General features: G+C 37.4%; 8 protein-coding genes and 2 pseudogenes. 5 read left to right on the top strand and 5 right to left on the bottom strand.

Going from position 1 to position 8,969, the window contains the following annotated elements; genetic code table 11:
- Together PR833_RS16225 and PR833_RS16220 are read left to right on the top strand one after the other, a co-directional pair.
- Positions 1–146 (top strand): SymE family type I addiction module toxin (locus tag PR833_RS16225; protein ID WP_272526351.1); only part of this gene is annotated, 146 nt, incomplete at its 5' end.
- A 390-nt stretch (positions 147–536) separates the two neighbouring features.
- A pseudogene (locus tag PR833_RS16220) lies at positions 537–808 on the top strand (transposase); the annotation flags it as partial.
- Positions 809–1,222: 414 nt separating this feature from the next.
- Here PR833_RS16220 and PR833_RS16215 read toward each other — a convergent pair.
- The 3 genes and pseudogenes from PR833_RS16215 to PR833_RS16210 all read right to left on the bottom strand — a co-directional run.
- The gene (locus tag PR833_RS16215; RefSeq protein WP_127891332.1) at positions 1,223–1,489 is read right to left on the bottom strand and encodes a contact-dependent growth inhibition system immunity protein; all 267 of its coding nucleotides are present in this window, start codon (positions 1,487–1,489) and stop codon (positions 1,223–1,225) included.
- A gap of 18 nt (positions 1,490–1,507) precedes the next feature.
- Entirely contained in the window at positions 1,508–1,630 is a 123-nt protein-coding gene (locus tag PR833_RS20465) for an RNase A-like domain-containing protein (RefSeq protein ID WP_223854879.1), read from the bottom strand.
- A pseudogene (locus PR833_RS16210) lies at positions 1,623–2,174 on the bottom strand (integrase core domain-containing protein); the annotation flags it as partial. The gene PR833_RS20465 and the pseudogene PR833_RS16210, both read right to left, overlap by 8 nt.
- Before the next feature lie 780 nt (positions 2,175–2,954).
- On the opposite strand from PR833_RS16210, the gene PR833_RS16205 reads away from it, so the two are divergent.
- Positions 2,955–3,362, top strand: coding sequence for a DUF2628 domain-containing protein (locus PR833_RS16205; protein WP_004917310.1), 408 nt, complete (start codon positions 2,955–2,957; stop codon positions 3,360–3,362).
- A 435-nt stretch (positions 3,363–3,797) separates the two neighbouring features.
- On the opposite strand, the gene PR833_RS16200 is transcribed toward PR833_RS16205, so the two are convergent.
- Positions 3,798–5,480, bottom strand: coding sequence for an inositol phosphate phosphatase SopB (locus PR833_RS16200; RefSeq protein WP_272526350.1), 1,683 nt, complete (start codon positions 5,478–5,480; stop codon positions 3,798–3,800).
- 198 nt (positions 5,481–5,678) lie between these two features.
- Here PR833_RS16200 and PR833_RS16195 point away from each other — a divergent pair, with 198 nt between their 5' ends.
- Complete coding sequence (locus PR833_RS16195; protein ID WP_004917316.1) at positions 5,679–5,969, top strand: GNAT family N-acetyltransferase; 291 nt, start codon at positions 5,679–5,681, stop codon at positions 5,967–5,969.
- Positions 5,970–5,994: 25 nt separating this feature from the next.
- Complete coding sequence (locus tag PR833_RS16190) at positions 5,995–6,888, top strand: pirin family protein (protein ID WP_004917318.1); 894 nt, start codon at positions 5,995–5,997, stop codon at positions 6,886–6,888.
- A 124-nt stretch (positions 6,889–7,012) separates the two neighbouring features.
- Here PR833_RS16190 and PR833_RS16185 read toward each other — a convergent pair whose 3' ends face one another.
- Complete coding sequence (locus PR833_RS16185; RefSeq protein WP_004917320.1) at positions 7,013–8,584, bottom strand: AbgT family transporter; 1,572 nt, start codon at positions 8,582–8,584, stop codon at positions 7,013–7,015.
- Positions 8,585–8,969: the final 385 nt, after the last annotated feature.

Here is an 8,969-nt window from a genome sequence, read left to right as displayed (position 1 = left end):
GCGGTAAACCCAACCTCAGCCCGCAACTCACGCTAAGCGGTAACTGGCTGAAAGATATGGGGGTTGAGGTGGGGAGCCTCTTTACCCTTACTCGCCAACCCGGACAGTTGATTATCCGACAGGCTGAGGGGGGATTGAAGAGCTAAAGTGGCTAAATAGCTCCCTGAATACAAAAAGGGGAGCTATTGATCGATTTATAAGTATACATTAAACATCATTTAAGCCGCTTATGATTCTTGTAAACAATGAACATATGTACGCAGCCAGTGAACACTCCTAAAGCTACACCTAAAATTATTAATTCCTTAATAACAGGAATATCAATAACAAAAACATTTAATTTCATATATCTAATTACTTCGATAATGAGCTTAAGTAATAAAAACATAACAAAAGCACCAAATGAGTAGCACATAGATATAATTAAAAAGTAATTAATTACTTTCATTCCCATCCTTTGTCTGAAGTGGCATCGTTAATTTGGCCACCTTAATAGAGGTGTTACTATACACCTCATAACTTAACAATTGATAACAATGACAAAGCAAACTCGACGTAATTTCAGTGCGGAATTTAAACTTGAAGCGGCTCAACTTGTGCTTGGCCAGAACTATTCCGTGCTCGAAGCTGCTAACGCCATGGGCATAGGTAAATCCACCCTACTCTGGACAAATGGGTTCGGCAACTAAAACAAGAACGCAAAAGTATTTTACCAAAAACCTCACCGATGACACCAGAACAAGTCGAAATTCGTGAACTGAAAAAGAAAATTGCTCGCCTTGAAGAGCATAATGAGATCTTAAAGAAGGCTACCGCCATGTAATTGAAGCTCGACAGGAAGTTATTCATTATAGTATCTTACAGTCAACTTAGGCCGCATCAATATAATGGCGGTTTAACACCCAATGAATCGGAACGATTATTTTAGAAAAGCTCTAAAACCGTGGTCAGTTTTTATTGACCACTTCACACCATGCTCAATGTGCTTTCCAACATTGCTAGCCAAGCAACTAAAGAAAAAGTTGTCAAAATCAGATAGTATACTGTGAGTTACGTCCATTACCGAGGAAAACTCAACTGATTATTATCAGTAACAACATGATATATAACCCTTTATATAGGAAGTCACTACCCTCTCACTCGCCAAGCCAGACTGTTGATTATCCAGCAAACTGAATGGGAGTAAGATTTTAAGGAAAACTTTATCAGGGCTATCCTAATCTCATAGTGCATCATGAAGTTTTTTAAACCACTCCAATATAGTCAATCCATCTTCTGAGGGTATATAATAGCAATTGTGTTCATACAAATATTTTTCAGGTAACTCTTTTCCTGACTTTATTATTTCCGATAGTTCTTTTTTTAACTTCAAAATAGATTCAGATGTTTCTCTTCTTACAAAATTATTTAATGCCTCTATATCACTAGATGCTTCACAGTCCCAATCTTGATGAAAATAACAGCCTAATAAATAATTAATTCTTTCCATATTCATCATTTCCCTACACTAGTGAGGATACGCAGTTTGAATACGATAACCATTCGGTATTAGTGGATCTTTATCTATTACAATCACTATTTTATTTGAATCAATAGATTTCGTTTGTCCTCTATAGATAACTCTACCTATAGTCCACTCCCCATTGATTAAGACATCCTAAACTAGAGTTTTCTAACTGTTTACGATAAGCCTTCGGTGGGAGGTGATTTAAACTTTCATGCGTTCGGCTAAAGTTATAATCCTGCTGCCAATACCACGCTAATTCTTTAACTTGGCTCAACGATTCAAATAAATAAACATTCAAAAACTCACGGCGGAACGAACCATTAAAACGCTCGATAAAGCCATTTTACTGTAGCTTACCGAATTGAATATAGCATAACGCTATTTGATTATTTTCACAGTAGTTCAATAAATTAACAGCAATTAGCTCTGGAGCATTATCTATGCGAATTTGTTTCGGTAGCCCTCTGTCGACTCTCAAGCGTTCAAGCACTCTAATAACTCGTTCAGCAGGCAATGACGTATCCACTTCAATTGCCAGACACTCTCGCGTTCTTTCATCAATAATATTCAATGTTCGAAATCGGCTACCACAATATAAACCATCATGCATAAAATCCAATGCCCAATGAATATTCGGTGTTTTCTCAATTATTAGTGGTCTTTTTTCACTTACTGCTAGCTAATATCGTTAGCTTCCATGCCAGAATCAGTGAGTTTTAAAATATTAACGATTTGAGTTTCAGTAAAACGGGCTTTTTTCATCATGACCTCTGCAAATTTTAGGGCAGAAAATCTAATTATAGCTGTCTTATTTTAGGGAAAGTGGACATGAACAGTAGCCTACCGAAAGAAGAAAATTAAGATGAACCACGTTCTATAACTTAAAGTTGACATTTTTAAAACCGTTATCAAAGTCATGGATAGCGATTTTAGTGTTCGCTTATCAAAAAAGCGTAAAGCTGAGTTATTCAGGAAAAAATGGGGGTAGCTGATATTACTTATTTAAACCTAGTTACTAATGCTTATTCACGAAAAAAAATCGCTGGTTATCATTTAGATGGCAACATGAAAATGAATATGGTAAAGAAATTGTTACTTCGAATCTTAAAAAGACAAAGTTCAACAATCCCTATAATCCATCACTCAAATCGAGGGCTACAGTATTGTTCATCGAACTATCTGAAAATCCATAATAATATTCAATGCTCAATGAAAGACATTTTTCATTAAACTATAAACCGCCCAATCAAGTTCATCGAGCGTTTTATACCTGAAGAGTTGTCAACCTATATCAGGGCTATTCGTGAGGTAAATAAATTAAATTAACTCCATGTATAGTTAAGAATATTCTCTTATTTAATAAATTGTGTTCAATTGCCACTGCATTAAATAGGAAAACATCGTATTATATCTATCGTTTTTTAATTCTAATACAGATGGAGTAGTAATGGAAACTAAGCAATACCCTATAAAATGGCAAAAACGTTTTGCATTTTTTGATACATATGGAGCACCAAAAACCCCTGAACACAAAGCTGCCATAAAGCAGCAACCTTATTTTGCTCGCTTTCTTATTATGTTTAATTTTTTTGCTTACTTCTTTGGACCTATCTATTTTGCAATTGTAGGATTATGGAAAAAAGCTCTAATCTTGTTAGCTATAAGCTTATGTATCACCATGCTTTTTGCAACCATTGAACTTATTATAGGTAGAGAATTCCCCAGACCAGTTTGGACAGCTATATCTCTAGGGGTATCTTTCATGTGGGGATTTACTGCAAACTATGCTTATTACCTAAAAAAAGTCAAAGGCCTTGATGGCTGGAACCCATTTGAAGGATTCAGCTTATATTAAATCAATAAGTTATCCGCTTATAACCTACCTCCAATCCCAATAGGATTTTATTCCATACAATAATGCTGCATGTAAAATGCAGCATTATAACAATAAATAAACTTGAAGATTATTTTAGATGCTTGTGAGTATCGAAATGCAGCATAAATACTCTACAAATTGACGGTGTTATAAATGAGGTATTTACAAGAATATCGTAACGGTATTCCGCCCATTCATAACCCAGCGTGCTTTAGAAAATATCGACGGCGACAATGCGGTATTTATTGTCATAGTGATATGAATATCTATTTTTTCATGCCACAGAACATCGCCAATAAATACATAAGTAAAGATGAACATTTATTATAACCTACTGTAAATAGCAATTCCTAATGATGAAAGGACACAAATATGCCCTTCATCTGTGATCAACCTCAAAAAGCATTAATAATATTAAACTAAAGATGAAAACCCTTGTACCTGTCGCCGAATAACCTCATCACCAATACGTGTTTTATAAGATAATGCAAGTGGTCTTAACATGAATGGTAGATCTTTGGTGACTTTATTACCTGCAACGCCAGTATTGTATTCCTGTACTTGTTTGTTACCGCTATGTAGCAAAACACCTTGGAATAATTTTTTCTCTTCATTCGTCAACTTAGCGCCTGGCTTACTCAAACTATAACCTTGATGATAATTGATAGCTTCCCGCTTGATTTCTGCATCCAGCATACCTGTTCTATCTTTACCACTTTTGCAATTCCAGCAAGGCACTGCACCAATTTCGTAAGCTAACATCGCGATACGTTGTGCTATTTTATAAGGCTCATTACCATCATAACGATATGATTTTTTCTTCCATATTTCCTTTATCTGCTGACATAACTCTTCTACTTTATGCCTATTACTAGCATGAGGATGTTCAGATAAATAGTGACCTACCCATCCCCCCACTTCATTATTAATAAGATAGTTACACCCTAATATTTTGGCTAAAGCGGTTTTATTTAAATTATCATTTTGGCTGATCACCTTCGGGATGGAAAATGCCAGTTCATTAACGCCAAAGTTGAATATCGCAATATCCAGTTTAACTTTAACTTCTTGGGCTTCTCCTTTCTCATTTTTGATATTCAGTTTGATAACGCCATCGTTATTTAACATCTTCCAAGCAGCAACTTGATCATTAAGCATCCCTTTCTCTTTACCTAAATATGTTAGTAAAGAGGTTGAAGCGATCCGCAATGTCACCTCTTCATGATTTAATGCTCTCTTATACAATTCAGGCTTTGCAAACAGCGCAGCCATCACGACCTCTTTTGCTCTATTTTTAGCGCCTTGTAGACGTTCGGCACTGCGCTCAGGAAGGGCGTAAGGCGATAATACTCCGTGGCGGATCCCACTAAATAAAGTGGACTGATTATTATCTTTAACCTCTGAAAGCCATAAATTAACAGCGTGAGTCGTCTCTTCTGCTGATTTCGAACAAACACCTTTCCCTTTATAGCTGTTGTCACAAAATATCTCGTGATTGCCACCACAATATTTCATTTGAGATGCGGGAGTTAAGATAAATGAATATTCGCTATTTCCATAACTCAATGCTGTTTCTATTGTATGCCAATCTTTATTATTAAGATGCCTACTTAGCTCTTTTTGAAAAAGTTTCCCAACATCTTTTAAAGAGATTCTATTATTACTATTGAGCATTTCATGATGAATGATTTTAATTAATTTTTCTTCGAGTTTTTTAGCCTGCAACAATTCCCTTGATTGAATTAGTCTGCTTGGTTCACTCATTAACTGGTTTAATTTATCCGATATTGTAGCTAACACTTCCGTGGATAAATCAAGGTGTTTCAATATATTTTCTGCAGTACTGAGCAGCTCCTGCTGGAAACGAATAAGATCTTTTTTATCTTGAGTTACGTTAGTGAGGTTATTTTTTCTCTCCTCTGAACTTTGACCACGAGGTGGTGTTTTTATTGCCTCTCTAACAAGCTTTTGGCTTTTTATTGTGTTGTTAACTGAATCAATATTATAAGCAAATGTCTTACTTAACTGCTCCTGCCCGCTGGATGTGGCATGAGAAATTGATTGTTGGGGTTCATATGACTTTATTATGCAACACACACGGCTTCTCCATTGAAATAAAAATACTATTCAATCGAGAAATACCTTATAAATATATAAAAAACCGATTGTTTATTTTATTCATCATCACAATTTAAAAATAAGCTCCATCAAATTATTTGAGAAAACTCAACAAAATCCCATCATTGTCTTTAGCCAAAAGCTTAGCTAGGCTTAAAAAAGATAAACGATTATACGATGGAGCATCAAATGCCAAATATTCAATCGGATCACCACAGCTTCTTTATCTTAGCGGATGATAAACAGACTCGTCTTGCTGAAATTACCTTTGTCTATACCGGAGACGAACTCGCTATTATTGACCATACCGTCGTTGATGAAAGCTTAAAAGGGCAAGGTATTGCCAAACAATTGGTCGCAAAAGTCGTTGAAAGAATGCGTTCTGAAAAGCGTAAAATTATTCCTCTTTGCCCATTCGCCAAAGCTATTTTTGATAAAACACCTGAATACCAAGATATTCGCCACTAACCTGTTTTATTGATAAGAGGTAAAAATGAGCATACCGACCCCGAAAAATAACCTAGATTTCCAGCACATTCATGCACGCATTAAAGATGTTGGTGGGATCCCTGTCGCAAGGGTATTACCAACAAAACAACGGCGTTTAATTGGTGCTTGGTGCTTTCTCGACCATGCGGGCCCGACTGTATTTAAAGGTGACTCTGCTGGTATGCGCGTCGCGCCTCACCCACATACTGCACTGCAAACCTTCACTTGGATGCTTGAAGGCGAAATTCTACATCGGGACAGTTTAGGCTACGAACAAGTGATCCGCCCGGGCCAAGTAAATTTAATGACCGCAGGTAAAGGAATTAGCCATTCCGAAGATACCTATGGAGAAAACCGCCATTTACATGCCGTACAACTATGGATAGCACTGCCAGAAGCCGTGAAAGATATGCCCCCTCGCTTTGATCATTACCCTATTTTACCCAAATGGTCAGTTGGAGATATCGAATATCAATTACTCATTGGGGAATATGATTCTTATAAAGCCCCCACATTATCGTTTTCTTCTTTATTAGGCTTAGATATCACCACCCGCAATAGTCACTCATTATCGCTAACGCTACGCCCTGAATTTGAATATGGCATTTTTGTTATCGAAGGGGATGCGATTATCGATTCACAGCGCAGTCATCACAATGAGTTGGTCTATTTAGGCCAAGGCTTGTCGCAAGTCTCACTACAACTTTCAGCCAATAGCCACATTCTATTATTAGGTGGTGAGCCTCTGAATGAATCTGTTTTGATGTGGTGGAATTTTATTGGTCGCACAAAAGCTGAAATCACCGCAGCCGTTGCAGAATGGAACCAAGGTAGCCCTCGGTTTGGTAAAGTTATCAATGATGAACGTACGCCGACACCATCCCCCTTAATGCCATAAATATGCCAACCAAGTCGGTAAAAATGTTTATTCAATAAGTTTGATATTTGTATTGAAGTTATATCCATCAAAGATAATAAAAAGGTAGCCAATGAAGTTGCGCTACCTTTTTCTTTAAAACAAGTTAGCTCGCGGGAGTAAAGTAAATCGGAGAACCAGGACCTACGGGTAGTCCGAGTACAAATACCCAAATCACAAAGAACAGTGACCAGCCAATAAGGAAAATGATTGAATAAGGCAACATCATAGAGACCAATGTACCAATCCCGGCATCTTTCTTATATTTCACAACGATAGCCATAATTAAACCAAAATAACTCATCATTGGAGTAATAATATTGGTTACCGAGTCACCAATACGGTATGCCGCTTGGATTGTCTCTGGTGCATAACCCGCTAACATTAACATTGGCACAAAAATAGGTGCAGTCACCGCCCACTGAGCAGAAGCAGAGCCTATCATTAAGTTGATAAAGGCACAGATAATAATAAAGCCAATAAACAGCACACCACCATGTAAATCGATACTGTTTAAGAAATTGGCGCCTTTCACTGCGACCACTTGCCCGATATTTGTCCAACCAAAGAAGGCAACAAACTGTGCAGCAAAGAAAATAATAACTAAATATAATCCTAGAGTACTCATTGCGTTTGCCATGGCATCTACGACATCTTTATCAGAGCGCATGGTTTTAGCGACATAGCCATATACAATGCCTGGGATCGCAAAGAAGATAAAAATGAATACCACAATGGATTTCAAGAATGGTGAATTACTGACTAATCCGGTTTCTTGATTACGTAAAATACCATTTTCTGGCACGACCATAAGGGCAAGTATGGCGGCTAATCCCCAAAAGGTCACCGATGCCCAAAACAGCGCTTTTTTCTCAAGTGGGGTTACTTCAGCATCAGCACGTAATTTATCTTCATCTTCATCAACACCGCCACCTTGGTAAGGCCCTAATTGTGGTTCAACAATTTTTTCAGTGATGAAATAACCTAAAATAGTGATTAGGAATGTACTGGCAAACATAAAATACCAGTTCGCTTCTGCCCCGACTGTATAGGTTGGATCAATAATTTGCGCAGCCTGCTGGGTAATACCAGAAAGCAGTGGGTCGACAGTACCTAATAATAAGTTGGCAGAATACCCCCCCGAAACCCCTGCAAAGGCAGCGGCAAGACCTGCTAGCGGATGGCGACCAAGTGAATGGAAGATAATCGCAGCCAGTGGGATTAGTACTACATAGCCCAATTCGGCGGCGGTATTTGACATGATCCCCGCAAACACAATTGCCACTGTCGTTAGCTTACGCGGTGCTTTGATAACCACTAAACGCATCGCCGCAGATAAAAGCCCAGCTCGTTCGGCAATCCCAACCCCTAATAAGGCAACTAACACCGTGCCAAGAGGAGCAAAGCCCGTAAAGTTAGTAACAACATTAGAAAGGATTTTACGGATACCTTCAGCGTCTAATAGACTGACAACATGAATAACCCCATCCGCAGCACGCCCTTTTGCCCCCTCTGGACGTGGATCAGCAACGCTGACTCCAAAATATTGACCAATTGCTGAGGAGACCAATAAAATTGCAGTTAAAATAATGAATAAAATGACTGGGTGAGGTAAGGCATTGCCTAACCATTCCACCGTGCGTAACAAACGGCTCCCATCTTGTTTTTTTTGTTCCATATTTTCTCCTTATAAACAAGAGAAATGGACATTACACAATGTTTTGCCATTTAGCTATTTTCAAAAATATAACGCTGATTCAACAATTTATTTATTTTTAGATTGAAACCCCATCCCTATTAAAATTTAATCATAAAATATAGAATTAAAAGTCATCATGACTTAAATAAATAATTAATTTAACCTTTAAATAAAAAACACCGATAATTAATGAAAATGTGGTTCAGATAACAGTTTTTCACTATTTACTGAGTAATTTATTCTCTTTTTAAGCGTTAAATAGCCTGACTTTTGGTCTTTTTAGTAGAAAATCACCTCCAAATATCCGTATTCATGATTAGGTTTTCCCTACTAATTACACAAAGAATAATAAACCATGTAATAT

The sequence above is a fragment of the Providencia sp. PROV189 genome (genome assembly GCF_028480065.1).
GTDB classification, from domain to species: Bacteria; Pseudomonadota; Gammaproteobacteria; order Enterobacterales; family Enterobacteriaceae; genus Providencia; species Providencia stuartii.
This window is presented reverse-complemented; position numbering and strand designations above follow the sequence as displayed.

Excerpts from the sequence above, each read along its gene's own strand:
- PR833_RS16215 (WP_127891332.1), bottom strand. The coding sequence starts at position 1,489 with ATGGAAAGAATTAATTATTTATTAGGCTGTTATTTTCATCAAGATTGG.
- PR833_RS16205 (WP_004917310.1), top strand. The coding sequence starts at position 2,955 with ATGGAAACTAAGCAATACCCTATAAAATGGCAAAAACGTTTTGCATTT.
- PR833_RS16195 (WP_004917316.1), top strand. The coding sequence starts at position 5,679 with ATGGAGCATCAAATGCCAAATATTCAATCGGATCACCACAGCTTCTTT.
- PR833_RS16190 (WP_004917318.1), top strand. The coding sequence starts at position 5,995 with ATGAGCATACCGACCCCGAAAAATAACCTAGATTTCCAGCACATTCAT.
- PR833_RS16185 (WP_004917320.1), bottom strand. The coding sequence starts at position 8,584 with ATGGAACAAAAAAAACAAGATGGGAGCCGTTTGTTACGCACGGTGGAA.